Here is a 25,546-nt window from a genome sequence, read left to right as displayed (position 1 = left end):
ATTACACTGTACACATTTTACAGTAATATGCTTTCCGATACCTCTCTCAAAGTTCCTCTAACACCCTGCTGAAATCCCCCGACCTTTATGGGTCTGCATGCTTTTTCAAAAAGATCTGGTTCTAATTATCCCCCGTCTGCTTCGTGCTGTCTGATTTCTTCACTACATCCAAAGTATCCACTCTTTTTCCCTGAACCACATAACGGGTAGACTCATTACCGGTACATGTGGAAAGGGTAACGATCTTGTCGTCTACACCCAGTTCACCTGGTGTAGTCTTAACATCAGAATAGGAGACTATTTTATTCATATAATCTACAAACTCCTGTCCAGGTCCCTTAAACAGTGTATATGTATCACTGTTTACCGCTGTGGTGTACGCAGAAATAATCTCATACCGGTAAGTCTTCTCCGGGGTAAAGATCCAGAAATATTTGCTCTTATTGTAAGCAGAATCATCCTTGCTGAAATTCTTCAGCTGTCCAAACATAGTCCCGTTCTTCATATTGTGACCGTATACCAGCGTATTGCAGTCACTGAAATCTGCCTTATTCTCATAATCAATGAAAATAGTTCCGGCAAAATTATAATTCTTCTCATATGTCAGATGAAGATACTGGTCATTGTCAGTTCCCTTTACCACCGGATAGCTGACACCATCAAGTGCCTCCACATAGATCCAGCCGATCACATCTGTATTAATGCTTCGAAGAGAATCAAAATCAATATCCAGCGGGGCCTTCAGAGTCGGTCCGTCTGGTCCTGCTGCTTCCTCACTGTCACTGGTACTGTCCTGATCCGGATCACGCTCTGTCACCGCCATCTGGGCAATCGCATTATACTCATCTGAGCCTTTCTTATACTCTGTATAAATGTGATAAAGATTATATGCTGCATAACAGAATACACAGATTGCAGCGATCAGTACAATTGTGAGAAATACATCACCTGCTTTTTTCTTCTTTTTTGGTTTCTTATCTTCGCTCATGGCAACCTCCTTCTACCAATATTATTCACAAAATCTGAAGTTCCGCATATATAAAACTTTTAAAGTCTCTCTATATTATATAGGCTATAAAATTTTCCTGCAACCTCTGTCTCAGGATTGCGGCGCGAGATCATGCAAAGCATGATTTCGTATTCAGAGTATTATACACGCCATACCTTCAGCATCAGTAATTCCTACATTCTTCACTTAATCTTCCAGCAAATCCCTGCACTCTTTCCTCAGTTCATTTTCTTTTTTGCTGTAAAGCAAAAGTTCACAATGTTTAAAATAAGAAGGACAGCCATACTGAGAGATGAAAATACTGCATCTGTCATCTCCTGTCAGGCCGGTTTCAAACAACAGCAATTCCTGCCCTTCCCCAAAGCATTCTTCCAGAAAAGAAAAGGCTTGTTCCAGCATCTTCTTCGTTTCCTCAAGTTTCTCATTTCGTAATCTGCAAACATTGCCAAACCTTTCGCCGATTTGTTCTATTCCTTCTGCCACGTCAGAAATATGCAGCTCTTTCAACTGGAAAAAATACTCTTCCAGAATTCTGATCTGTTCCTCTTCCCTGGCAGCTTCTTCTGCTGTCAGAAGCTCTGAACAGATTTTCGCATCCAGTGCTTTTCTTCTGGAAACGATAAACTGTTCCATAGCTTCTACGCTGTTCTTTTCCTGCAAAAAAATCTTCAGCAATTTAAGATTTTCGTATAGTTTTTCTGTCTTTTCATCTGTTTTCTGAAAGACTGAAATTCTTTCTGTCACAGCTTCAAGAAGCATTTCAGTTACAGTAAAGCGTTCTTCAAAAGATGCTTTTTTTCCCATATCGCAACAAGTCTTCAGCTGCCCGGAAGTTACATTTCCATCAAGAATTTCCTGTATCTGATAATCAGATTTATACTTCTCATACAGTCTGTAATAACCGGCAAAATCTCTTGCAATTTCCTCTTTTTGAAGGAATTCTCCAATCAGTTCCTCTCCGATTTCCACCTGCAGTTCCTCATAACTTTTCAGGATTTCGGAAAGATCCTCCCAACCTCTGGCAGTCACAAAAAACTTGCCATCTACTGTATTTTCCACCATATAAAAATTCTCTTTTTTAAGGGAAAGATAGGACAAAATTGCGCCATGTATGCCCTTTTCCCCCGCATATTCCAGCCATACATCTGTATCTGCCTGTATAGAAATCTTTCTTACACGATCCAGCGTAACAATGTCAAATTCCCGGACAGATTTGTTGTATGCAGGCGGATTGCCAGCAGCTACAATAATCCATCCCTGCGGTACCTTATGGGTTCCAAAGGTCTTGTTCTGCAAAAACTGCAGCATAGCCGGGGCCAACGTCTCTGACACGCAATTGATCTCATCTATAAAAAGGATTCCCTCCTTTTTTCCCGTTTGTTCCATGTACTCATACACAGAAGCAATAATTTCACTCATGGTGTATTCTGTTATATCAGTTTCCATACCGCCGTAATTCCTGGTCACAATTTTGGGAAGTCCCACTGCGCTCTGACGAGTATGATGCGTGATGGTGTAAGCCACCAGGCCCACTCTGCATTCGGCTGCAACCTGCTCCATAACAGCAGTTTTCCCGATTCCCGGAGGACCAATCAGAAGAATTGGGCGCTGCCGTACCAAAGGATAGGTATAAGCTCCATTCCCGTCCTTTTTCAGATAAGCAGCAAGGGTATGGATAATCTCATTTTTTGCGTCTTTGATATTCATATTTTTATCCTTTCGCCGATAACCAGTTTATAAGCCCAGTCCGGCACAAGTCTCATATTTTCCGTCTTTTTCACAAATACAAAAGCCGTTTCATAATCCGGTTTCTGTCTCGGATAAATCCCATCTCCGTCAGTAAAATAGATCAAAGCCTTCAAATTCCGCAATTCCCGCTTCTCCTGTTCCTTTCTGATCAGTTCAAAAACAGGCCTGAAATCGGTTCCGCCCCGTCCCTGTATGGTTATCTTCTGCATATATTCTTTCCATTCTTCCTCTGAATGGATCACCTGGTACCACTGAATACAACAGTCACATTGGACAATATATACTTTCATTTTCTTAAAAAAATTCTCCCGGGTGCTGAGGATCTGGTAGGTCTCTCCAAGGAATCTCCGGACCAGCTCCTTGGAACAGGAACCAGAGGTATCAATGGCGATCACCAATTCCTCCAGACGATTCACTTCTTTGTATTCCAACGGCTCGATCAGCGGCAGATTTCCATACTGCTCCATTCCAAAATTATAAAAAATATAATCAAAGCTCTCCTCATCCAATTGGATTTCTTCCCTGGGAAAAGCAAATTTTCGGAGAAATTTCCGATAATCATATCGACTTTTGTACAGTTCCTCCAATTCCTCTTCTTTACTTCCAGGACTTGCTCCAATCCGATGCTTCTGCCTCTCCCTTCCAAGGGTGGTATATGTAAGAATCTTTTCCCATCTGCTCCGTTTTTGTTCCCTTTTCCATGGATTTACACTCCATAGGGAATGATCATCAAAGGAAAAAAGAGATTCCAGCTCTTCAATATTAAAAGGAAGTTTTTCCTGTTTCAGAAGCTGATAAAGTACCTGGGCAGAGCAATTTCTGCCTTTAAAAAATTCAAAAATCTGTTTTCTTTTTTGCAGTTCTTCTGACGAATATTGCCATAAATTTTCCGGAATATTCTTCCAGATCAGAAGCTCCACAGCTAGATCACAGGCCACATTCCATAATCTTTCTTCCATCTTTTTGTCAGAAAAAGGATGCTGATAAAGACAGTGAAACAACATGTGCAGGCAGCCTCTTTTCAGCCTTTCTGGCTTCTCTGCCCACGTATAGATCAGGAATACAGGGTCTGCTATTATCCTCTCGCCATCAGTTCCAATTCCATGGATCCAGGACTGCGAAGAGTTCTCATTTTCCATGCTGTTCGGAAACATTTTTGTCTCCACGACCGCCGAAAGGGCTGCTGATGCATAAGAAAAAAATGGAAATCTTGCACAGATTTCACTCCTGCAGGTATGCAGGATTTTCATTCCCATTTCCTGGTATTGCCTTTTTTTCTTTATGAAACTGCCTGTATTTTCAGACATTTTTCTTTCTTTATTATCCTGCATAGTTTCGCTTTCTTTCCTGCTAAAGGTCAAATTTTTTCTCTTTATATCCGTATTTCTGATCCTTTAACCTCATCAGCCACACCAGGCTCTCCAGCTTTCGCTCTCTTCTGGCAGTACAGATAAAATTCTCCAGTTCTTCTGCTCCAAACCAGCCAAAACTCTCCAAGAGCTCCATTTTCCCCACGTTTTCTTCCCAGATCAAAGCTTCCATAGCAGGACGGATTCTTCGCTTCAGATACTGGCCATAGGCAGTTTTTTTCTCTTCTTCGCACTCATTTGTTAAAAAAAACCCTTCCAATGCGCAGGCAAGCCGAATCCGCTCCTGTCCTGTTGTCTGGAATTTTTCATACCGCATATCACGCTCTTTTTCCATATATAATCCCAGCTTTCTTGCAGTTTCCCTGCTTCTTATTATAATCCATCCTGCCTTTTCCCACAATCGTATTTTTCGCATTTGCCACACACGCTCTCTCCTGTTATAATAAAAATACCAAAGCGTGTTTTTGAAAAATCATTCCAGCAAGATGTGCGTCACAATTTGCGGTATATTTTGCAGAAAACCTTTTTCAAACAGGCGCTAAGAACAACAGGAGGTTTCATTAAAATGGAAAAAAAGAACTTGATCGTCGGACAGTCCGGCGGACCTACTGCAGTTATCAACAGCAGCCTTTATGGTGTAGTTTCTGAGGGCATAAAACAGGAAGAAATCGAACATGTTTATGGCATGATAAACGGTATTGAAGGATTTCTGAAGGGCACCATCCTTGACTTTGAAGAAGCACTTCCCGGGGAAAAGCTGAAATATCTTACCTACACCCCAGGCGCTTACCTGGGCTCCTGCCGCTATAAGCTTCCGGAATCTCTGGAAGATCCGGTATACCCAGAGCTTTTCCGCAAATTTGAGGAGATGAATATCGGCTGGTTTTTCTACATCGGAGGCAACGATTCCATGGATACTGTGAGCAAGCTTTCCCGCTACGCAGCCATGATTGGCAGTGACATCCGCATTATCGGAGAGCCGAAGACCATTGACAATGATCTTGTGCATACTGACCACACTCCTGGCTTCGGCAGTGCTGCCAGATATGTGGCTTCCACAGTTCGTGAAATCACCCTGGATGCCAATGTTTATGAGAAAAAATCCGTGACCATCGTAGAGATCATGGGACGTCATGCCGGATGGCTTACAGCAGCCAGCGCCCTCGCCCGCAAATATACCGGCGATAACCCGCTTCTTATTTATCTTCCGGAAACAGCCTTCGATACAGAAGAATTTTTGAAAAAAACTGAAGCCTGCTTCGAAAAAAACTGCAATGTTGTTGTATGCGTTTCCGAAGGCATTCATGATAATAAGGGAACTTTTATCTGCGAATATGACAATTCCATAGGCACTGATACTTTTGGTCATAAAATGCTGGCAGGCTGCGGCAAATATCTGGAAAACCTGGTACGAAGCCGACTCGGCGTGAAAGCCCGCTCCATTGAACTGAATGTAAGTCAGCGCTGCAGTGCCTCCATGCTCTCTGACACGGACCGCCAGGAGGCCATTACAGCCGGTATTTTCGGCGTTCAGGCTGCGCTGAAAGACGAAACTGGAAAAATGGTATCCTTCATCCGTCAGGAGACCTCTGAGGGCGTTTACCAGATGAGATGTGGACTTGAGGATGTCAATAAAATCTGTAATGAGGAGAAAACCGTTCCCCTTTCCTGGATCAGCCAGGACGGTTCTGACGTGACAGAGGATTTCATCCATTATGCACGTCCACTGATTCAGGGAAATGTAGAACTGCCTATGGGCGAAGACGGACTTCCTGTCTGCGTATACAGAAAATAACGTTATTGTTCACTCCGTCCACAGTAACAAAATACCCCCGCCGTTCTGAGTTGAGATCCTGCTGAGAATCTCCCTATACGGTATCATGATTTAAACAGGGCGAAACATATTCTACATGTTTTTCTTGTGGCTCACGAAAAAGAGAAGAACTCCTTTCTCTATAAGATCAGTTAGAGCGTGTTTGAAAAAAGCTCTAGAGCCTGATCTTACAGAACAAAGGAGTTCTTACTTTTTTCTTTATTTTTCACACAATCAGCAAAAATCCATGATTCTTTCAGCCTTATTTCTGATCATTTTCAAACATCTTATGATCTTCTTCCAGTTTCTCCTGAACCTGGCTGTCATAAATTTTCTCTTCTTTCTCCTCATCCCTTGACTTAGGCAGGATCAGGTTCAGACAGACTGCTATGATCGTTGCCAGCACAACCGGAGATTTTCCGAAAATGGTAGTCACCCATGCAGGCAGTGTGGCAAGTGCTGCATTGGCCTGGGAAACGCCCACACCAAGCGCTGCAGCCAGACCTACAATGGAGGAATTACGGTAATCCATCTCTGCAGAAGCTACCAGCTTCATACCGGTCATAGCAATAGATGCAAATACGGAAACTGTGGCACCACCCAATACGCACTGGGGAATCGTGGTCAGAAGTGCTGAAAATTTTGGCACAAATCCGGCAATTCCAAGGAAAGCAGCTGCCAGTCCCAGAACCCAGCGGTTGATAACCTTGGTCGTGGTAACAATACCAACGTTCTGACTGTATGTTGCAGTTGGAAGTCCTCCAAACAGGGCTCCAAGAATATTGGTAATACCATAAGCTACAATACCACCCTGAAGCTCTGAATCCTTTGGCGTCCGGTTCATAGCACCGATAGTAGTTGCAGAGTAGTCACCAATTGCCTGAATTGAGTTAATTGCAAAAAGCAGTCCGATGGCTACACATGCAGAAATCTCAAAATGCACTCCGAAGTGCAACGGCTGTGGTACCTGGAATACACTTGCCTTGCCCACGCTTGAAAGATCCACCATTCCGAATGGAATGGATACCACATATCCGGCCAGCATACCAATCAGAATAGAAGAAAGCTTCCAGATTCCTTTTCCAAAGTGGTTCAGGACTGTTACCACTGCAAGGGTAAAGAAAGCCACCAGCCAGTTCTGCCAGGAGCCATAATCCGGATTAGAGGTTCCACCAGCCATATAGTTGATCGCAGTGGGATACAGGGAAAGTCCGATGGTAAATACCACTGTTCCTGTGATCAGAGGCGGAAAAAATACCCTGATCTTTTTTACCATAATTCCCATGATAACGGCAACAACACCGCCTACAATCTGGGCTCCCAAAATGGTGTCGATTCCGTATCCGTCTGCAATGGCCTGCATACTTGGTACATATGCGAAGCTGACACCCATAATGATGGGAAGTCCTGAACCAATCCTGTACTTCTTCCCAATGGGAAAAAGCTGGAGTAAAGTAGACAGCGCAGCAACTACCAGAGCTGCCTGAATAAGAATGACCTGATCCTTATTCTCAAGCCCTGCTGCGCCTGCCACAATAATGGCAGGGGTGACACATCCCACAATCATTGCAACAACATGCTGCAACGCAAGAGGAAGGGCTTCCTGTATCCGCGGGATACCATCCGTTTCAAAAATACTGCCTCTCTTCATAATATTTTCCTGCTTTCTTTTGTTTTATACAGTATACCAAATAAGGCGTGCAAAAACAATTAGGTTAGCTCAAAATATTTGGATATAATATTCACAAAAAAGTCATCCTTTTTTTGTAAACATTTATCTGTTTCGTTTTTTTATCTTATGCCAGTTCTTTTTTCATGGTTAAAATATTCTGTCCGTCAACATATTCATAAGAAAGCTCATCCATGGTTTTCTTCACCAGGAAAATTCCAAGTCCGCCAATTTCTCTGTCTTCAATGTCCAGTGTAATGTCCGGATCTTTGTTTTCCAGTGGATTATAAGGGATTCCCTGGTCTATGAAAATCAATGTGATTTTCGGCGGATTATCTTCCATTTCAATTTGTATTGTGGCATTTCCGCTGCCCTTCCCATAAGCATAATAAGCAATATTTCCAAATATCTCATCTATGGCAACATCCAGCTGCATCTGAACCTTCAACGGACATTCCTTTTCTTCCAACACTTCATTTACAAATTCCGTAACTTTATCCACATTCTCTATCTTTGCTTCCACTGTAATACTTTTCAAATTTCACAGCTCCTTTCCCATACGCTACCAAGGCTTCTGTTGCCATCCCGCCTGGTAACCATACCTTTTTTCCTGCACTATGTAAAAAAGAATCCTGCACAAAATACAGAATTCCTTTATTAAATGCGCGCTGAACCGGTTCCTCACATGGTAAGTTCTCTGACCACTCCTAAAACCTGCCAGACCTGCAGCGCGTGTCACTCTATTGTTAAAATATCCGTAAACCCTGTAATCTCAAAGACTTCCTTTACAACTTCTCCCACATGGATCAGTTTCATACTTCCTTTTTTATTCATAACCTTCTGCAATTTCAAAAGCACACGCAGACCAGCAGATGAAATGTACTCAAGATCTGCAAAGTCAAGCACCAGTTCCTGTGTATCTTCCAGTTCCTTCTCTGCAAAAACATCCAATTCAGGAGCTGTGGTTGTGTCCAGTCTTCCTGACAGCATTACAGTATCTTTTGTTCCTTCATTTTTCTTTTCAATCTTCAGGCTCATATTCTTCTCCTTTTAAATCGGATTATTTTCACAGCTTTTCTCTTATGTCTATCAATTACTCTGATAAAACATTCTTCGTAAGGTTTTCACCGTATTTTATGGGTTTATTATACAAAGAATCAATATTTTGTGTCAAGTTTTATCAAGGATTTTTATCACGCCAATAACTCAAATGTATGATAAAGATCCATTCTCCCGAATCCCCAGTCCCGATTTGGATACTGCATCCGTTCTTCACGCTCCGCACCTCGTGTAATATAATTTTTCACGCTCGAGCCGGTAAAATAGGGTTGATTCCCACGTATCACCGCCCATTCGAACAGAAGTGCAGCCGCACCGGCAGTCTGAGCGGCAGAAAGGCTGGTGCCGGAGGCATTTCCGTAAAGACCGTTTAACAGGGGTATCCGGATCTGGACACCTGGGGCTGCTACCTGTGGAACTACATTTCCATCCGGCATAAAGCCTCTGCTTGCCTGGACATACAGGCTGTTGTCACGATACTGGTAAGCAGTCACGGTAATACTCTCCAGTGAATCTCCAGGTGCCGTCACTGTATTATAAGGCGATGGTTCCAGAAAATAGGTTTCCTCCGAAATCAGCCCCTGAACCGGCAGCCACATATGAAATCCTACATTCTGCCCATCTCTTCCTCTAACAAAAATACGCCAGATTCCAGGTACCGGCTGGATAAATTGAAAATATACCAGCGTATATCCGGTCTGCCTCTCAATAGAAACATAATTTACCTTCACCCTTGTTTCCACAAAGACAAAAGATAATTCCTGCGTCACCGCCCCCAGTGAAGCGCTGATATCCAGAATTTCCCCTGTAGGAGACTGCAAAGAAAGATTATAAATTTCTGGCGGCTCGCCCCAGAATTCCATGGTAAATCCTGGCTCCTTGTTTCCAACGCGAAGCTCCGCCAATGCCTGGTTTTCTCTCTCTGTAAGGCGGCCTGCGTAATGATGTCTTGCCGCTCCCTCATTTCCAGCTGCAACAGAAACTGAAATCAGCGAATACTGGGAAATATAATCCACATAAAGACTCAGTGGATTTTTCCCGATATGTGCTCCCTGGCTGCTGCCAATTCCAAGGCACAGAGAAAGAGGCATTCTTCTGTCATTCGCAATTCGCACTGCAAAATCCATTCCCATCATAATGTCATTTTCCTGGAAAAGCTCCGCTTCTGCAGGGAAAAGATAGAACTCCCGGAGATATTTTTTCGCAGGCTTCACTTTCACAATGATCAGTATGGCTTCTGGTGCGGCTCCAGAAAAATTCTCCTCAGGAAAATAATTTCCAGCCGCAATAGCAGCCATTCTGGTTCCATGGCCATCCGTATCCACAGAGGGCACAATTTCCAGAGGATTTCCGGAAGCCAGTGCCTGATCAATATCCTTTTTCCAGAAGACACGACCATAAGGCACTTCTTTCCCATCTCCCTCTAAGGTCTGGTCCCAGATGCAAAGGATTCTGCTGCCCATTTCGTTCTGAAAAACCGGATTCCGATAGTCAATTCCGGAATCCACAACCGCAACAGCTGTTCCGCTTCCTTTCAGCTGAAGGTAGGGCTGTTCCTGAAGCCGGGTAATTCCGGAAGCACTAAGGCCTCCAAGATCCATATGCGTATAACATTTTGGAATAGAACTGTAGGAATACGTATTGATATTCCACCTTCCAATTTCTGTCAAGGGTGCATAAACTACCCCGTAAATTCCGTTTATTTTCTGAAAACTAAAACCTGGGACATCGCCCAGGTCTTCCTGAAAATCGTCCATATATTTTACAATAAAATCCGCATACATCTCGTTCTGTGCCGGTGAAACTGACTCCTGCATACTCAAATTGCCCGCGTCTTTATTTCCCATAACTGCCCCTTAAAGCTTTTTCATTTAAGAGTATGCTTTATTTTTCATTTCAATGACTTGAAGCGTGTTTTCTCTGTACCAACATCACAATTCCTGCCAAAAATGTAAAGACTGAAATAAACTGCGACGTAGAAAGCACTCCCACACTTCCTCTTGCCAGATCTCCGCGAAAAAACTCTAGCACAAATCTTCCTGCACTATAAAAAATCAGATATGCCGCCGCTGTCTCTCCATCTTTTTTCTGGCTTCTCAAAATCAAGAGCAGCAAACCATAATGAAGAAAGTCAAGAATACTGGAATAAATCTGCGTAGGAACCAGCGCCACCCCATTTGGTGCAAAAGCAGACGTATGAAACGTAATGGAAAAAGCACCGGACGTTTCTTTTCCGTAACAGCATCCTGCCAGCAGGCACCCAATTCTTCCAAATCCCTGTGCAAGCGCTACAGAAGGCATTAACGTATCAAAAAACTTCAGAAAATCCAGTTTTTTCACCCTGCAATATACATACGCCGTGAAAATTCCACCAACAATTCCACCAAATACCACAAAGCCATCGGTCAGAGTAGCACTCAGGAACCCCGGATTTTCCAGGATACTTTTCCATTCTGTAATCCAATACAGGATCTTGGCGCCCAGAAATCCTCCCACTACGCACCATACCACCAGATAAAAAACGTGTTCATATGGCAGTTTCCGCTTTTTTGCCCTGTATTCTCCGGTAAAATAAGCTGACAGAATTCCAATGGCGATCATCAGTCCGTACCCATAGATCGTAAATGGACCAATCCGCAGAAGTTCATTTTTCATAAATTATTCTCTCCACTCAAAACCATTTTTTCCAGAACCTTAAAAGTTCCTTGTTTGCATGATCATTTTTAGGACTTTCCATACTCTTATCCGGATCACATTCCCCGCAGATATCCACCTGCAGGATTTTTCCATTCTCTTTTTCAAAATGAGAGCACAATGCCAGAAGTACTTTCAGCATCTCTTCTAAAGTCATATCCCCCTGGCTCCAGGTAGTGGCTGCTTCCTCCGGGCAGAGCACATCCTTATCAATTGAGACATACAGCGGTATATTTGCAGGAATTTCCAAGCTTCTGATCAATTCTTCCTCAGAACCTTTTTTCTCAGCCATATGCGACCTTGCCTCAGCCAGCCTCTCCCTGGACAAAAAATGCACTCTGTCCTTAAAGGGTTTTTCCACCTGCCCATACGCTTCCTCATCCGGCCCGATCAGCCAGACCTCCTGAAGCTTTTCCACCTCTTCCAGTGCACTTGCAATCCAGCCCCCGCAGGACAAAAGCCCTCCGAAAGCAGGAAGCTGCATGTCTGTATGATTGTCAAATACCAGCAGGTTGAAGGGCTCTTTCACCCGCCCGATCCCGATTCTGCTCATATAATGATAATTTCCGGAATCAATAAAATAAATTCCGGAAACCGGATATTTTTCCATTCGTTCCAGAATCTGCGCCTGGGCATCTCCATCGCAATAGCAGTTGGTTCCTGAAATATCACTCAGGTCTATCCAGGAAATCTGCTCTCCCTCATAGAACTGCTCATTCTGGTAAATTCCAGAAAAATCCATGATCACAACGTTCCTCTTCAATCCTTCCATTCCTCCAGAATTTCCTCTTCTTCCGGCTTCTGACTTGCCTGTTCTTCCTGATCCGCCTGCTCTTCCTGATCTGTCTGCTCTTCCTGATCTGTCTGCTCTTCCTGAGCACCTGTATTTTCAGCACAAGATTCGACTGTCGCAGTGTCAACCTTCTTCGCAGGTTCAAAACCTGAGTCCGGTGTTTCAGCATCTTTCACAGCCACATCAATATCTGTCACTTTATCCTCTTTCTTTCCATCACCAGCTGATCCATCCTGAATCTCTTTTTTCAGCCCGTGTTTCAGAATCAGATAAAAAATAATATCCAGCACTCCGTTCGCTACAAAAATACATCCTGAAATCTGTACGGTCATCCTGATTTCAGAAAATGGATTTACAAGGATCAGCACTCCAAGTCCTATAAAAATCAGACTTTCAACCAGAAATGCCTTCCAAACGCCCTGCCCGCGCTTCTTCAGTTTCATACTGCCGCGCATTATCCAGATGCTGTCCACCAGAATAAAAGCTCCTAGCATAAGAGTCAGCAGTTTCACAACCACAGTTGGATTCATAAACAAAAAGATACCGATCACCAACACGATCACACCGGAAAAAAGATCCAATATGGTAGAATTATCCTTTTCCAGAACAAAGATCAGAATGTGATAAACACCGGCCCCGATCAGAACCAGCCCAAATACCACCTTGCACAGAACATTCACCGTTTCTACAGGCATCAATGCCAGACACAGTCCAAAAAGAATATAAAATACAGATGTTGGAATCTGTCCTCTTAAAATTTTGCTTTTCTTCTCTTCCATCATTTAACCTCCAGTTATCCTCCGGTTCTTTTTGGACAGTATAAACCTTTTCGTGAAATTCGTCCACAAAAAGCCGGAAAAAGAGTATAATTTCCTATATAAAAAATCCATTTTTATACTTGAAGTTTTTCCCTGTGGTATTATAATGAATGTCGAAGGAAAATGAATTATGTCGTAACTGTTCAAACAGGGAACAGTTCCATTATATCTAATTTTTTATCGGAGAATTAAATTTTGAAAAATATTAAAAACAACAAAACCATTCTTGCCGTTATCCCAGCTGTCGTAGTGCTGGCTGCAGGGGTAGCTTTTTTTTGCTCTCGTTCAGGCAATACTGACAAACAATGTCAGGAAACAGTTGAACGTCTTCAGAAGCTTGAAACAGCCGATATCTCCAGTATAGAGGATGCGATCCGTGCACTTTCCGAGAAAGAAAAGCCCACCGGATCGGACTCAGAGGAGGGTGTTCTTGGCGATATTCTCACAGATGTACAAATTAAACAGGCATTTCAGGGAACTGTTATTGTAGGGGACTCTATTACAGAATCAATTGCAGAATATGGTTTTCTTGACACCAGTATTGTAGTTGCCAAGCTGGGACTTCGTATTGACGATGCAGATGACCAGATCAATACCGCCATCAGTCTGAATCCAAGCGTATTTTTCCTGTCCTTTGGAGCAAATGACCTGGAAATTTACAATGGTGATTCCTCTGCTTTTATTGACGCCTACCGTGTGAAAGTGAAACAGATCCAGAATGCTCTTCCGGATACTGCCATTTACATCAACAGCATTCTTCCCATCCAGCAAAGCGCCATCGACCAAAGTCCTGCCCTTGCTTATTATGACAGCTTTAATCAGGCACTCAGGGACTTTTGTGACGAAATGGGATGCACTTTTATAGACGATACATTCCTTGTAGACGAAAGCATGTATGAGCCGGATGGTGAGCATATGGTTTACAACTACTACCCCAAATGGCTTACTTATATGGCAGAAAGGGCAGGTCTCGTATGAAGCTGAATACCAAACGAAATATCCTCTCAGATTTTTCCGGCAAACTGAGCGGCAATCTGAAGAAAAATAAAAATCAGGGAACCAGCATCCTTTCTGATTTCAAGCTTACCGGTTCCCTTATCATAAAATCCGTCATGGTAATTTTCCTGGTTGTCTATCTGGGACGCCTCTATGTGTCCGACTACGCAGCAGACGTATCCATGGACAAAATATCTGCATCCCTTGAACAGGTTTCCGGTCTTACGGACCTTAGTGAGCCAGGGGTTTCCGGTCTTCGCCGTTTTTATCAGATTGATGAGAATGACATAGACAGCTACTTTTTCCGTAAAGCAGCCTCCCCAATGTCTGTAGACGAAGTTCTGGTAGTTAAGGCTAATTCTTCTTCTGAGGCAGGCGCCTATTTAGAAGCAGCTCAGGCTCATCTTGAAAGTCAGAAGAACATTTTCGAAGGCTATGGAACTGATCAGATGGCACTTCTCGGAGAAGCTTCTGTAGAAAAGCGCGGTGCCTATGTCTGGTATTTCTGCGGTGAAAACGCCCAGGAACTTCGCCAGGCTTTATTATCCATGATATAGGAGAATTGACGTTATGGTATTTAACAGTGTAATTTTTATATTTTGTTTTCTTCCCTTATTTCTGCTGATCTACTATTTCGTGCCGGCCAAGGCCCGTAATCCGGTACTTTTCGCAGGAAGCCTTTTCTTTTATGCATGGGGAGATCCTACCTATCTGGTTCTTATGCTGTTTTCCAGCTTTTTCAATTATTACATAGGCAAAGAGCTTGGGAAAATAACCGATGAAGATCCGTCCCGCAAGCGAAACCTTATTTTCGCAGTAGTGATCAACCTTCTGATCCTGGGATTTTTCAAATACTGGGGATTTCTTCTTGATACCATCAGCGGTGTCACAGGACTGAAGCTTACCTATCCGCAGCTTGCATTGCCCATCGGACTTTCTTTCTATACCTTTAAGAATCTGTCCTACATCCTGGACATCTATATGGGAAAAACAGAACCCTGTAAAGGATTTTTTCCATATGCCGTATACAGCACCATGTTTCCGCACATGACAGCCGGACCCATTGTCCGCTACACTGACATTTCGGAATCCATCAGCCGTCGCAGTATAAACACAACGCGCCTCGGTGCAGGTGCAGAGCTCTTTATCAAGGGGCTTTCCAAGAAGGTTCTCCTTGCAGACAATCTTTCCGCTCTGTACACCACCCTTCAGGCTTCCGGTACTACCTCCTTTGTGGGAACCTGGCTTGCCATTGGCGCATATACACTGGAGCTGTATTTCGATTTCAGCGGATATTCCGATATGGCCATCGGTCTTGGACAAATGCTGGGCTTCAATTTCAACAAGAACTTTGATTATCCTTACATTTCTACCAGCGTCTCTGAATTCTGGCGCCGCTGGCATATTTCTCTTGGAAGCTGGTTCCGTGATTACATCTATATCCCACTGGGAGGCAACCGTGTTTCCACAGGCCGACATATCCGCAACATCCTTGTGGTATGGGCACTCACTGGTCTCTGGCATGGCGCCAGCTGGAACTTTGTGTTCTGGGGCATTTACTACGGTCTCCTTCTTCTGGCAGAGAAATTCCTTCTTGGACGTTTTCTTGAGAAGGCACCTGTCTGGCTTCGCAATTTATATACCATGTTTGCCGTGATCATCGGCTGGGTATTTTTCAGCCAGACCACACCTGCAGCCATAGGAAAAATGCTGGGATCCATGTTTGGATTGGGAGCTTCCTGCTTCGCAGACCGTGCCTCCCTGTATGCATTGAAATCCGGACTGATCCTGATGATCATTTCCGTAATCAGCTGCCGTCCGGGGCTTTATCAGTATTTCAAGCGCCTTGCAAGACGCAATACTTACCTTGCCGCAGTGATAAACGCAATCCTGTTTTTCCTCTGTATTGCGTATATGATCTACAGTTCCTACACACCATTTATGTATCAGCAGTTCTAGAGCGTGTCTGAAAAAGTTCTGAACTGATACCGTATTAATTGGAGGACCCATGAAAAAGAAACCAAACGGATACCGCTATTTTTATCACCTGACCGGATGCCTTTTCGGAATCTTCATCCTGGCAGTACTGATAATCAATTTTTTTGTTCCGGACCGGGGCTTTTCCCAGAAGGAAAACCGTGTGCTGGCCTCCCGTCCGGCTATCAGCGTTTCACAGCTCACATCTGGCAAATTTGCTGACGGTTATGAAACCTATGTAAATGACCAGTTTTTTCTTCGTGACTGGTGGATCACACTGCGCGCCACAGCTCAGCGTATCCTTGGAAATACGGAAGAAAACGGTGTTTTTCTTGGCAAAAACGGCTACCTGATGGAGGATTTTACAGCACCCTCCCAGGAGCGTCTGAACCGTACCGTAAACGCTATGACAGATTTTGCAGCAAGGCATTCTGATCTATCCCAGTATGCGCTGATCGCGCCAAATGCCGTGAATATCCTTTCAGATAAGCTCCCTGCCCTGGCTGCTGCCACTGACCAGAATCCTTATCTGGATGCAACTGCCGCTGCTCTTGAAAAGGCAGGTGTCACTTTCGTGGATGTGCGTGACACCCTTTCCCAGCACAAGGATGACGGAATTTATTACCACACAGACCATCACTGGACTACTCAGGGAGCTTACTTTGCTTATATGCAGCTTGCAAAGGTACTTGGAATCGATTCTTCTTCCATCTCCTACGACAAGCTCCCGGTTTCCATGAGCTTCCAGGGAACCCTTTCTGCCAAAAGCGGTTTCCGTGCTTCTGAGAAAGAAGAAATGGATGTCTTTCTTCCAAGAGATGACTCGGTTCCTTCCTCTGTTGTAAATTATGTAGACGAACAGAAAAAAACAGCCAGCTTTTACGATACCAGCAAGCTGGAAACCAGAGACAAATACGCCATGTTCTTTAACGGAAACCATGGCAAGGTTGTGATCACCACTCCTACAGAGGAAAACCGTACCTTACTTGTGATCAAAGACTCCTACGCAAACAGCCTGATCCCTTTCCTAGCGCCTTACTACCGCAAGATTGTTATGGTAGACCCTCGTTATTTCTATGACGATCTGGAAGAACTGATGCAGGTAGAGGAAATTCAGGAAGTACTTTATCTGTATAATGCAAATACATTCTATTCAGATACTTCCCTGGAGCTTGCACTTATGCCTCAGAGCAGTACAGATTCCACACCTGACAGCATTGAAACGGATAACACAGATACTGCTTCTGCTTCTTCTGACAACGCTTCTGCTGACAATCCAGAAGCTTAAAGCGTATCTGAAAAAGGCTTTCTGCAAGATATGCGTCACAATTTGTGGGAATGATTTTTCAGACATACTTTAGTCTTATTTCCTTCTGCCAGACAGGCAGGAGGATTTTTTTTCCAAATTTCATTGTACAACTCATGCAAATTCGCTATAATTACTTTATTAAGCAGCTATTTTCTGCAAAGTGTTTTTTGGAACGCAGTTCGCAGAAATCCCAATAAAACAGAATCCTGCAAGCAGGATTCTCCGCCTGCGGCTGGTCGCCTCCAGCGACATCCAGCGCATGTTTGAAAAAGGCTTTCCGCTGCAGTGCGAAGCGGGTAACTGTGAAGGTACTGGACAGTTACCTTTATTAAACATTTAGGAGCGAAATTATGAAAATAGTATTAGAACATCTCACAAAGCAGTTTCCGCCCCGTGGAAGAAAGGCTCAGGAGCCGGTCACAGCTGTAAGCGATTTCAATTTCGAAATTCCTGACGGTCAGCTGATCGGACTTCTCGGCCCCTCCGGCTGCGGGAAAAGTACTACCCTGAATATGATCTGCGGCCTGGAGAAACCAACCAGCGGCAGAATTCTTTTCGGCGATGATGATGTGACTTCATTTCCCCCAGAGCGGCGCGGCGTTGGTATGGTATTTCAGAATTATGCACTTTACCCCCACCTCACAGTGAAGCAGAACATCCTCTTTCCTCTTCAGAATCTGAAAGGAAAGGACAAGCTTTCCAGATCCCAGATGGATGAGCGGGCTCAGAATGCAGCCCGTCTGGTGCAGATCACAGAGCTTATGGACCGACGTCCTTCCGAGCTCTCCGGCGGTCAGCAGCAGCGCGTAGCCATTGCCCGTGCACTTGTAAAAATGCCACGCGTACTGCTTCTCGACGAACCGCTCTCCAACCTGGATGCCAGACTCCGCCTCCAGACCCGGGAAGAGATCCGCAAGATCCAGCGGGCTACAAAGATCACAACTGTCTTTGTCACCCATGACCAGGAGGAGGCCATGAGCATTTCCGACATGATCGTAGTCATGAAGGATGGTGTGGTACAACAGATCGGGAAGCCCCAGAACGTTTACGACAGCCCTGTAAATCTGTTTGTTGCCAAATTCCTTGGTACCCCTCCCATCAATGTATTTGAGGGGCAGATCCGTGGCGGAAGCCTTTACATCGGTGAAAATGCGGTTCTTCTCACACCTGGGATCTCCGACCAGCCGGTTTCTGTGGGAATCCGTCCGGAGGGATTTATCCCCGATGAGAAGGGAGCGCTCTGTTGCCAGCTTGGAGGCATGGAAGTAATGGGACGTGACATCTCTGTTGTCTCCACCCATGCATCCTCCGTAAATCCTGTGATCCGCTCCATCATCAGCTCTGACACCCAGATCCGGCTTGATGCAAAAACCATCCGTTTTTCTATCAAGCCAAACAAAATCTTCCTGTTCCGGCATGATACCGGTGAACGGATCAACCTTTAAAGGGAGGCTCCTATGAACAAACGAAACTTCAAAGGCTGGCTGTACCTTCTGCCGGCTATGCTTTTTCTGGGTATTTTCATGGTCTACCCTCTTATCGATGTTTTTATCTATTCCTTTGAAGAGGGCTATAATTCCGCTTCCCAGACTTACTATGGGACAGGTATGTACAACTATTCCTACGTCCTTCATGACCCATATTTTCTCCAGGCGATCCGGAATACCTTTATCCTGGTTGTGATCACAGTGCCCCTTTCCACTTTGCTGGCACTTCTGATTTCCGTTGCCTTAAGTTCTGTGAAGGCTCTGAAAAAACTTTTCCAGACCATTTACTTTCTGCCATATGTAACCAACACACTGGCCGTTGGACTGGTATTCATGATTCTTTTCAAAAAAACCGCTTATTCCGACGGACTGATAAACCTGGTGCTGAAGCTGTTTGGACAGGGACCTGTAGATTTTATTGACGGACCATACTGGGCGAAGATGCTGGTATTATGTATTTATACCATCTGGATCGTTATGCCTTTTAAGGTACTGATCCTTACCAGTGCCCTGGCTTCTGTAAACCAGAATTATTACAATGCAGCCCGGGTAGACGGTACCTCCAGATTCCGTATTTTTATCCGGATCACCCTACCGATGATCTCTCCCACTGTTTTCTATCTGATCATCACTGGTTTTATCGGTGCATTCAAGGCTTACAGCGATGCAGTTGCCCTTTTTGGCACAGACTTAAACGCAGCTGGCATGAACACCATCGTAGGCTATGTTTACGACATGCTTTACGGAAATGGCGGCGGCTACCCGTCCTATGCCTCAGCAGCAGCGATCCTGCTGTTTGTTATTGTTTTGACAATCACCTGCATAAACCTGCTTGTAAGCAAAAAACATGTATACTACTCGTAACGGTGAAGGTTCACCCTCTTTATCTGAAAGGTATTTTCGGGCAAAATCTCTCACAAATTGTGACGTACATTTTACAGAAAGCCTTTTTCAAACACGCTCTAGTACATCGTTTCGTAAATAACTACACCAATCGCGTAGGATGTGGATTCGAGTGTGCAGGCATAAAAACGCAGGCGTAGCGGGCTACGCCGAGGCTTTTATGCCTGTGCAATCGGATTCACAGACAAGTGAGTGGTATAGTTATTTCGAAAACGATGTACTAGTCTTCATAAAGGAGAAAACATGGAAAAAGATACCACTCAGTTTACAAAATCGGAGCATACTGCCGCCAGACGGCATTCCCTGGGAAACATCCTTGTCTACCTGCTGCTTACCATCTGGGCTCTGGTTGTACTGTTTCCTTTTTACTGGATGCTTCTTACCTCTGTAAAAAGCTACAGTTCCTACAACGCAGAGCACATTCCCACCTTCTTTACACTGACGCCCACCCTGCAGAATTATGCAGATGCCTTTACAGCAGTGCCCCTGGGAAAATATCTGCTGAACACACTGATTTTCACAGTTGCCACCACTGCTATTATGATGGTTGTGATCACACTGTCCGCCTTTGCTTTCGCAAGGCTTGAATTCAGAGGGAAAAATCTGGCTTTCACTTTATTCCTTTCCCTGATGATGATTCCAAACGAACTTGTGATCATTACCAATTTTGTGACCATCACCAACCTGGATATGCGGAACACCTTCCTTGGGCTGATCCTGCCATCTGTCACCTCTGTATTTTATATTTATCTTCTGAAAGAGAATTTCGAACAGATACCGGATGAGCTTTACCGTGCAGCCAAAGTGGACGGAACCTCAGATCTGAAATACCTTTGCAAGGTGATGATTCCCATCTGTAAGCCTACCATGGTCACCATTGCTATCCTGAAGGTGATCGAATGCTGGAATTCCTACATTTGGCCAAGACTGATCACCGATGACCAGAACTACTATCTGGTTTCCAACGGAATCCAGGAGATTCGCGAAAACGGTTTCGGTCGTGAAAATGTCCCTGCTATGATGGCGGCGGTAGTTGTGATTTCCCTGCCCCTGATCATTTTGTTCCTGCTTTTCAGAAACAAGATTATGTCAGGAGTTTCAAGAGGAGGTACAAAAGGATGAGACTATTCAGACAAAAACATCCTGGAGCGTTCCACAAAAAGCCCTTCCTGCTTTTTTCCCTGGCTGCCCTTTCTTCTGTGACTCTGCTTACAGGCTGTCATGGCGCGAAGGACCAAAGTGCCTTTACCATTCCCGGGGAATTTGACACCTCCAGAGATTACGAGATCACTTTCTGGGCCAAAAACGACACAAACAAAACCCAGACCGAAATCTATAAAAAGGCAATATCCGATTTTGAAGCCCTGTACCCCAATATCACCGTAGATCTTCGGCTTTACACGGACTACGGCAAAATCTACAACGATGTAATCACCAACATCGCCACAGGCACCACTCCGAACGTATGTATCACCTACCCGGACCATATTGCCACCTACCTTACGGGAAACGATACCGTTGTCCCTCTGGACGATCTGATGGCAGATTCCAGCTACGGACTTGGCGGTGATAAGCTTGAATTCGCCTCAGTGAAAAAAGATGAGATCATTCCCCGTTTTTTACAGGAGTGTTCTTTTTCCGGTCACTATTATGCACTGCCTTTCATGCGCTCCACAGAAGCCTGCTATGTAAATAAAACCTATGTGGAAAAGCTTGGATACACCCTTCCGGAAACCCTCACATGGGATTTTGTGTGGGAAGTAAGTGAAGCCGCCATGGCGCAAAATGCAGATGGAACCTACAAGGTCAACGATCAGAATGTGCTGATTCCATTTATAGACAAATCCACAGACAATATGATGATTGAAATGCTAAAGCAGAAAAATGCAGGATATTCCACTGACAGCGGAGAAATCCAGCTTTTTAACGACACCACGGCAAGTCTGCTGGATACCATCGCGGAGCATGTAAAAACCGGTGCTTTTTCCACTTTTAAAATTTCCAGTTATCCGGCTAACTTCCTGAATGCAGGGCAGTGTATCTTTGCCATAGATTCCACAGCAGGCTCCACCTGGATGGGTACAAACGCCCCTCTTGTGGACATCAGTTCTGATGCTCTGGTGGATTTTGAAACAGAGGTTATGACCATTCCACAGTTTGATCCGGATAATCCGCAGATGATTTCACAGGGACCTTCTGTATGTATCTTCAATAAGAAAGACCCTCAGGAAGTGCTGGCCTCCTGGCTCTTTACACAGTATCTGCTCACAAATGACGTACAGACCGCTTATTCTGAAACGGAAGGTTATGTGCCGGTTACCAGCAAAGCCCAGGAATCCGACCAGTATCAGGATTATCTTTCCAGGGAAGGGGAAGACAATTCCACTTACTACGATGTAAAAATAAAAGCTTCCAGGCTGCTCCTTGACAATGTAGAGCACACTTTTGTTACCCCTGTATTTAACGGCTCCGCTTCTTTACGTGATGCTGCAGGACAGCTGATTGAAAGCGTGACCAAATCTGTCCGAAGAAAACAGGAGATTGATGATGCCTATATTGATAAACTTTACAGCGATGTTACCTCCCTGTATCACCTGGATCAGATTTCTTCTGAGCAGTCCTCCGGGAAAAAAGAGCTTGGACCTCTTCCCGCAGAATCCAGAATTCTTCTTGGAAGTCTGGCAGTAGTCTGGGGTCTGATTCTTCTTTATCTTTTACTTGAACGATTAAAGAAGAAAAAAGGTTACTGTTCACTTCGTTCACAGTAACGCGCTTCGCGATGCACAGAAATCATGCATTCGCATGATTTCGCGCCGCAATTCTCGGGTTTTCTGTGAACTTTGTTCACAAAAAACGCCTCGCGGAACGTTACCAGTGAACAGTAACGAAAAAAGCGTAATATTTAAGCTTGATTTCCCCATAATTTTGTTTATAATAAAAGTGATTGTGTACAATCGTTTTTGACAGATGACTTTACACTCACCTTGTCAGACATCTGAATTTACGTACCCAGAAAGGAGATACTATGAAAAAAAGACTTGTATTACTGATGGCGCTCTCTCTTACATTTGCATTCCCGGCAGCTGTTATGGCTGAGGATACCACTGCTGCAGAGGAAACTGCTGATGACACAGAAGCAGCTGACAGCACTGCAGAAGATGCAGATGTGAAATCCGAAGGTGTTATGACCCATGACGAATACCTTGCAGCAGCTGTTGATGACGAAGTTACCATCGAGACCTATGTACAGGCAAAGCAGTCCTGGTGGGAAGATAAAGCTACCTTCTATACCCAGGACAAAGATGGTGCATACTTCATTTATAATATGCCATGCTCCGAAGAAGACTATGAGAAGCTGGTTCCGGGAACCAAGATCAAAGTAACCGGATATAAGGCAGAATGGTCTGGCGAGATTGAGGTTGCAGATATTTCCTCTTTCGAGATTGAGGATGGCGAATACATCGCAGAGCCGCTTGATGTAACAGATCTTCTTGGTAAGGACGAGCTGATCGATCATCAGAACGAGCTGGTATCTTTCAAGGGAATGACCGTAGAAGCTGCCGGACAGGATGCTGACGGAAACGATGTAGCTTACCTTTACAATTACGATGGATCCGGTTCTGAGGGAGATGACCTTTACTTCAACGTTTCCCTTAACGGCGAAACCTATACTTTCACAGTAGAGTCTTATCTCTGTGACAAAGACAGCGATGTTTACAAAGCCGTAGAAGCTTTGAACATTGGCGATAAGATCGATATGGAAGGCTTTCTGTACTGGTATGAGGGCGTAAACCCGCACATTACATCTGTTACAGCAGCTGAATAATTTCACATAATTCCAGACAAAAAACACCCGGGCACAGCTTCCTTTATGAAGCACATATGCCCGGGATTTTTTATCCGATTTTTGTATTCCTGTATACATGTACCCAATATATAATTTCCACCACTGCCGTAATTCCCCATGAGAAAATATACAGCAGATATAAAGACGGAATCGTCTTAAAGTAGGCAAACACCGTATTTACCCATACCATTCGGAAAATACAGGATCCTATAATTACAATAACCGTAGGAATAACACTCTTTCCAAGAGCACGGGAAGCTGCAATGGCACTGTCCATAAATGCAGAAAATCCATAACTGAAACCCATAATCGTAAGTCGTTTCATTCCGGCATCCACAACCGCAGGATCATTGGTAAAAAGTCCCAGGAACTGTCTGCCGAATATAACCAGTGCAATACCACCTATAGTTCCAATTCCAAAGGAATAAGCCAGGCTGACCAGATAACTGTTTCGCACTCTTTTTCTTTTCCCTGCACCGTAATTCTGCCCCATAAAGCTTCCGCAGGCTGTATAAAAAGCAGCCATGGAGTCATACAAAAGAGCATCCGCATTTGCCGCAGCGGAATTACCTGCCACCATCGTAGCATCAAAGGTATTGACGCCTGCCTGGATAAACAGATTTGCCACCTGAAAAATACCGTTTTGCAATCCTGCCGGAAGACCGATCTGGATGAGGTATCCTGCCATTCTCTTGTCAAACCTCAGTTTGGAAAGACGAAGTGCATAATCCCCGCCCACTTTTACCAGAGCCCGGAGGATTAGAAACGCAGATAAATACTGGGAAATAATACTTGCAGCTGCAACACCTGCCACATCCATTTTACAGACAATTACAAAAAACAGATTCAATACTATATTTACAATACCAGCTGCACCCAGATAATACAAAGGCTTCTTCGTATCTCCAAAAGCACTGCACACCGCATTACCAAAATTATAAAGAGCCATTGCCGGCATTCCCAGAAAATAGATCCTTATATACAGTACTGCACCATCCAGAAGTTCTTCCTTGGTATTCAACAGCTCCAGAATTCCCTTTGAAAAGAGCAGTCCAAAGATCAGTACGATCATCCCCGCAGCCATACTTACCAAAAGAGCCGTATGTATCGTCTTGATCGTACTTTCTTTATCCTTCGCTCCGAAAAATCTTGCCACCAGAACATTGGTACCGCCGCCCATACCGATCAGAAAGCCCGTAAAAAGAGTTACAAGCGTAGTAGTGGATCCCACTGCCCCCAATGATAAAGAGCCCGCAAACTGACCAATAACCGCGATATCAGCCATATTAAACAATACCTGCAAAAAGTTGGTCAGCACCAGAGGGATACTAAAAAGCAGCATTTTCCCCCAGATAGAGCCTGTGGTCAGGTCCTGTCTGTCCTCTTTCATTTCAATTCTTCTCCTTCGTCAAATCCAAAATTTCTTCCGGCACTGCACCTCGAAACTGTTCAGAACTTTCAATGCAGCTCGCACCCCTTCAGATCAAGCCAAACCTATTTTGCACCGGAATTTTGTGCGCAAATAAAGCTCTTGAATAAATCAAGAGCTTTAAGAGGTGCCACCCAGATTTGAACTGGGGATAGAGGTGTTGCAGACCTTTGCCTTACCACTTGGCTATGGCACCATATTATTTAGTTCTTCGCAGAAGCGAATGACTCCAAGGGGATTTGAACCCCTGTTACCGCCGTGAAAGGGCGGTGTCTTAACCGCTTGACCATGGAGCCTTATCAAATCGGGCTTCATGCTCCGATTAAACTCCCCCTGTTGGACTCGAACCAACGACACTTCGGTTAACAGCCGAATGCTCTACCGACTGAGCTAAGGAGGAATATAAAGGTTTGCACCTTCAAAACTACATACATGTTACATCCTTGTGGAATATTTGTCAAGAATCTTTTTCAAAACCTTGCGATTGTTGGTCAAGCCCTCACCCTATTAGTAACAGTCAGCTCCATGCATTACTGCACTTCCACCTCTGCCCTATCTACCTCGTCGTCTTCAAGGGGGTTTACTTCTTTCGAATGGGACATCTCATCTTGAGGGGGGCTTCAC

General features: G+C 44.3%; 24 protein-coding genes, 3 tRNA genes, 1 rRNA gene and 1 pseudogene. 12 read left to right on the top strand and 17 right to left on the bottom strand.

What is annotated here, in order from left to right:
* Positions 1-121: 121 nt before the first annotated feature.
* The 4 genes from srtB to AB5Z12_RS16155 all read right to left on the bottom strand — a co-directional run bounded on the left by srtB (position 122) and on the right by AB5Z12_RS16155 (position 4,462).
* The gene (gene srtB, locus AB5Z12_RS16170) at positions 122-988 is read right to left on the bottom strand and encodes a class B sortase (RefSeq protein ID WP_148463152.1); all 867 of its coding nucleotides are present in this window, start codon (positions 986-988) and stop codon (positions 122-124) included.
* Positions 989-1,195: 207 nt separating this feature from the next.
* Positions 1,196-2,716 carry an ATP-binding protein gene (locus tag AB5Z12_RS16165; protein WP_368357459.1) on the bottom strand — a complete coding sequence of 507 codons (1,521 nt, stop codon included), beginning with the start codon at positions 2,714-2,716 and terminating at the stop codon, positions 1,196-1,198.
* On the bottom strand, positions 2,713-4,014 hold the full coding sequence (locus tag AB5Z12_RS16160) for a VWA-like domain-containing protein (RefSeq protein ID WP_272111276.1): 1,302 nt from the start codon (positions 4,012-4,014) through the stop codon (positions 2,713-2,715). Before AB5Z12_RS16160 ends, AB5Z12_RS16165 begins: the two co-directional genes overlap by 4 nt.
* A 94-nt stretch (positions 4,015-4,108) precedes the next feature.
* Complete coding sequence (locus tag AB5Z12_RS16155) at positions 4,109-4,462, bottom strand: hypothetical protein (protein WP_148463173.1); 354 nt, start codon at positions 4,460-4,462, stop codon at positions 4,109-4,111.
* A gap of 124 nt (positions 4,463-4,586) precedes the next feature.
* On the opposite strand from AB5Z12_RS16155, the gene AB5Z12_RS16150 reads away from it, so the two are divergent.
* Both AB5Z12_RS16150 and AB5Z12_RS16145 read left to right on the top strand, forming a co-directional pair.
* Complete coding sequence (locus AB5Z12_RS16150; RefSeq protein ID WP_368357460.1) at positions 4,587-4,670, top strand: DUF6783 domain-containing protein; 84 nt, start codon at positions 4,587-4,589, stop codon at positions 4,668-4,670.
* A gap of 23 nt (positions 4,671-4,693) precedes the next feature.
* Entirely contained in the window at positions 4,694-5,923 is a 1,230-nt protein-coding gene (locus AB5Z12_RS16145) for a 6-phosphofructokinase (RefSeq protein WP_173715674.1), read from the top strand.
* Positions 5,924-6,203: 280 nt separating this feature from the next.
* Here AB5Z12_RS16145 and AB5Z12_RS16140 read toward each other — a convergent pair whose 3' ends face one another.
* From AB5Z12_RS16140 to AB5Z12_RS16110, 7 genes are all read right to left on the bottom strand, one after another.
* Positions 6,204-7,592, bottom strand: coding sequence for a uracil-xanthine permease family protein (locus AB5Z12_RS16140; protein ID WP_148463149.1), 1,389 nt, complete (start codon positions 7,590-7,592; stop codon positions 6,204-6,206).
* A 145-nt stretch (positions 7,593-7,737) separates the two neighbouring features.
* Complete coding sequence (locus AB5Z12_RS16135; RefSeq protein ID WP_118583666.1) at positions 7,738-8,148, bottom strand: ATP-binding protein; 411 nt, start codon at positions 8,146-8,148, stop codon at positions 7,738-7,740.
* 197 nt (positions 8,149-8,345) lie between these two features.
* Positions 8,346-8,648, bottom strand: a complete 303-nt coding sequence (locus tag AB5Z12_RS16130) for an STAS domain-containing protein (protein ID WP_173718860.1) — start codon at positions 8,646-8,648, stop codon at positions 8,346-8,348.
* Between the two features lie 155 nt (positions 8,649-8,803).
* On the bottom strand, positions 8,804-10,486 hold the full coding sequence (locus tag AB5Z12_RS16125; protein WP_368368705.1) for a S8 family peptidase: 1,683 nt from the start codon (positions 10,484-10,486) through the stop codon (positions 8,804-8,806).
* Positions 10,487-10,565: 79 nt separating this feature from the next.
* Entirely contained in the window at positions 10,566-11,324 is a 759-nt protein-coding gene (locus AB5Z12_RS16120) for a prolipoprotein diacylglyceryl transferase (protein WP_368357457.1), read from the bottom strand.
* Positions 11,325-11,340: 16 nt separating this feature from the next.
* Positions 11,341-12,135: an arginase family protein gene (locus AB5Z12_RS16115; protein WP_368357456.1), complete on the bottom strand. Its 795-nt coding sequence runs from the start codon at positions 12,133-12,135 to the stop codon at positions 11,341-11,343.
* The gene (locus AB5Z12_RS16110; RefSeq protein ID WP_368357455.1) at positions 12,123-12,938 is read right to left on the bottom strand and encodes an HdeD family acid-resistance protein; all 816 of its coding nucleotides are present in this window, start codon (positions 12,936-12,938) and stop codon (positions 12,123-12,125) included. The genes AB5Z12_RS16115 and AB5Z12_RS16110 overlap by 13 nt, the downstream gene beginning before the upstream one ends.
* Before the next feature lie 231 nt (positions 12,939-13,169).
* Here AB5Z12_RS16110 and AB5Z12_RS16105 point away from each other — a divergent pair, with 231 nt between their 5' ends.
* The 4 genes from AB5Z12_RS16105 to AB5Z12_RS16090 are packed head-to-tail and all read left to right on the top strand — an operon-like array spanning position 13,170 to position 17,235.
* On the top strand, positions 13,170-13,952 hold the full coding sequence (locus tag AB5Z12_RS16105) for a GDSL-type esterase/lipase family protein (RefSeq protein ID WP_173718863.1): 783 nt from the start codon (positions 13,170-13,172) through the stop codon (positions 13,950-13,952).
* Complete coding sequence (locus AB5Z12_RS16100) at positions 13,949-14,527, top strand: DUF4358 domain-containing protein (RefSeq protein ID WP_243880138.1); 579 nt, start codon at positions 13,949-13,951, stop codon at positions 14,525-14,527. The genes AB5Z12_RS16105 and AB5Z12_RS16100 overlap by 4 nt, the downstream gene beginning before the upstream one ends.
* 13 nt (positions 14,528-14,540) lie before the next feature.
* Positions 14,541-15,929, top strand: a complete 1,389-nt coding sequence (locus AB5Z12_RS16095) for an MBOAT family protein (RefSeq protein ID WP_173770161.1) — start codon at positions 14,541-14,543, stop codon at positions 15,927-15,929.
* Between the two features lie 49 nt (positions 15,930-15,978).
* Positions 15,979-17,235: a DHHW family protein gene (locus AB5Z12_RS16090; RefSeq protein WP_173770162.1), complete on the top strand. Its 1,257-nt coding sequence runs from the start codon at positions 15,979-15,981 to the stop codon at positions 17,233-17,235.
* Between the two features lie 7 nt (positions 17,236-17,242).
* Here the strand turns inward: AB5Z12_RS16090 and AB5Z12_RS16085 are convergent.
* Positions 17,243-17,287, bottom strand: a pseudogene (locus tag AB5Z12_RS16085) (hypothetical protein); the annotation flags it as partial.
* 319 nt (positions 17,288-17,606) lie between these two features.
* Between AB5Z12_RS16085 and AB5Z12_RS16080 the strand changes: the two are divergent.
* The 6 genes from AB5Z12_RS16080 to AB5Z12_RS16055 all read left to right on the top strand — a co-directional run bounded on the left by AB5Z12_RS16080 (position 17,607) and on the right by AB5Z12_RS16055 (position 23,472).
* Positions 17,607-18,701: an ABC transporter ATP-binding protein gene (locus tag AB5Z12_RS16080; protein WP_173770163.1), complete on the top strand. Its 1,095-nt coding sequence runs from the start codon at positions 17,607-17,609 to the stop codon at positions 18,699-18,701.
* A gap of 12 nt (positions 18,702-18,713) precedes the next feature.
* Positions 18,714-19,607: a carbohydrate ABC transporter permease gene (locus tag AB5Z12_RS16075; RefSeq protein ID WP_118583647.1), complete on the top strand. Its 894-nt coding sequence runs from the start codon at positions 18,714-18,716 to the stop codon at positions 19,605-19,607.
* Positions 19,591-19,728, top strand: a complete 138-nt coding sequence (locus tag AB5Z12_RS16070) for a DUF6783 domain-containing protein (RefSeq protein WP_368357454.1) — start codon at positions 19,591-19,593, stop codon at positions 19,726-19,728. The genes AB5Z12_RS16075 and AB5Z12_RS16070 overlap by 17 nt, the downstream gene beginning before the upstream one ends.
* A gap of 161 nt (positions 19,729-19,889) precedes the next feature.
* Complete coding sequence (locus AB5Z12_RS16065) at positions 19,890-20,768, top strand: carbohydrate ABC transporter permease (RefSeq protein WP_148463140.1); 879 nt, start codon at positions 19,890-19,892, stop codon at positions 20,766-20,768.
* Positions 20,765-22,414, top strand: a complete 1,650-nt coding sequence (locus AB5Z12_RS16060; RefSeq protein ID WP_148463139.1) for an ABC transporter substrate-binding protein — start codon at positions 20,765-20,767, stop codon at positions 22,412-22,414. The genes AB5Z12_RS16065 and AB5Z12_RS16060 overlap by 4 nt, the downstream gene beginning before the upstream one ends.
* Before the next feature lie 257 nt (positions 22,415-22,671).
* Complete coding sequence (locus tag AB5Z12_RS16055; protein WP_148463138.1) at positions 22,672-23,472, top strand: hypothetical protein; 801 nt, start codon at positions 22,672-22,674, stop codon at positions 23,470-23,472.
* A gap of 70 nt (positions 23,473-23,542) precedes the next feature.
* Here AB5Z12_RS16055 and AB5Z12_RS16050 read toward each other — a convergent pair whose 3' ends face one another.
* The 5 genes from AB5Z12_RS16050 to AB5Z12_RS16030 all read right to left on the bottom strand — a co-directional run.
* Entirely contained in the window at positions 23,543-24,883 is a 1,341-nt protein-coding gene (locus AB5Z12_RS16050; protein ID WP_148463137.1) for an MATE family efflux transporter, read from the bottom strand.
* A 164-nt stretch (positions 24,884-25,047) separates the two neighbouring features.
* Positions 25,048-25,118: transfer RNA gene (locus AB5Z12_RS16045), tRNA-Cys, on the bottom strand.
* A gap of 28 nt (positions 25,119-25,146) precedes the next feature.
* Positions 25,147-25,218 (bottom strand) — tRNA-Glu (locus tag AB5Z12_RS16040).
* 31 nt (positions 25,219-25,249) lie between these two features.
* Positions 25,250-25,322: transfer RNA gene (locus AB5Z12_RS16035), tRNA-Asn, on the bottom strand.
* An 87-nt stretch (positions 25,323-25,409) separates the two neighbouring features.
* A 23S ribosomal RNA gene (locus tag AB5Z12_RS16030) occupies positions 25,410-25,546 on the bottom strand; the annotation flags it as partial.

It is taken from the genome of Ruminococcus sp. RTP21358st1_G6_RTP21358_211008 (genome assembly GCF_040908885.1).
GTDB classification, from domain to species: domain Bacteria; phylum Bacillota; class Clostridia; order Lachnospirales; family Lachnospiraceae; genus Blautia_A; species Blautia_A faecis.
Note: the sequence above shows the minus strand (reverse complement) of the source record. Positions and strands in the feature narration are given on the sequence as shown.